General features: G+C 70.9%; 1 protein-coding gene. It reads right to left on the bottom strand.

Going from position 1 to position 698, the window contains the following annotated elements:
- Positions 1-79: 79 nt before the first annotated feature.
- The coding region (locus tag CH341_RS35860; protein ID WP_245431022.1) for an ABC transporter substrate-binding protein at positions 80-698 on the bottom strand (619 nt) is incomplete at its 5' end.

Below are 698 nucleotides of genomic sequence, written 5' to 3'. Positions count from 1 at the left end.
GCGGCCCCATGGTTCGAGACGCGCGCTGAGCGCGCTCCTCACCATGAGGCCGAGAGAGGGATGAACGGAGCCTGATCCCCTACTGGCTCGCCGCGGCCTTCACGAAGTATGTCGGGTCGAACAGGCCGTCGAGCGACAGCTCCTTGTCGAGCGAGCCGAGCTTGACCTGATAGCGCTGCATCGCCGCGGTGGCGTCGACGATGGCGCGTGGATCGGCGACGAACTTCGAGGCCGGCGAGGCGAGCGCCTTGCGGATGGTGGCGACGTCGGTGATCCCCTTGCCGAGCGCCGACTCGATGTGCGGCGCCACCCGGGCGGGATCCTGCTGGATCAGCCGGGTCGCGCGCACCACGGCGTCGACCAGGCCCTGGGCCTGTGCCGGGCTCTTGTCGAGGAACGCCCCGGTCGCAGCGACCACCGTGCCGGGCTGGCCCGGGAACATCTCGCCACCGAGCGCCACCAGCTTGATGCTCGGATCGCGGCCCTGGACGATGGTGACGGCCGGCTCGCGCACGGTCGCGCCCTCGACGGCGCCGACCAGCACGGCCTGCTGGGTCGCATCGATGCCCATCGGCACCACGGTCACGTCGGCCTTGTCGACTTTGCCGACCTCCCACAGCCAGTGCTGCAGGGTCGTGTTGGGCACCGAGCCGGCCGGCTGGGTGGCGAGGCGTTCTTCCTCGGCAGCGCCGACGAGC

This window comes from Rhodoplanes roseus (assembly GCF_003258865.1).
Classification (GTDB): domain Bacteria; phylum Pseudomonadota; class Alphaproteobacteria; order Rhizobiales; family Xanthobacteraceae; genus Rhodoplanes; species Rhodoplanes roseus.
The sequence above is the reverse complement of the archived record's forward strand: the minus strand, read 5'-3'. Positions and strand labels throughout refer to the sequence as shown.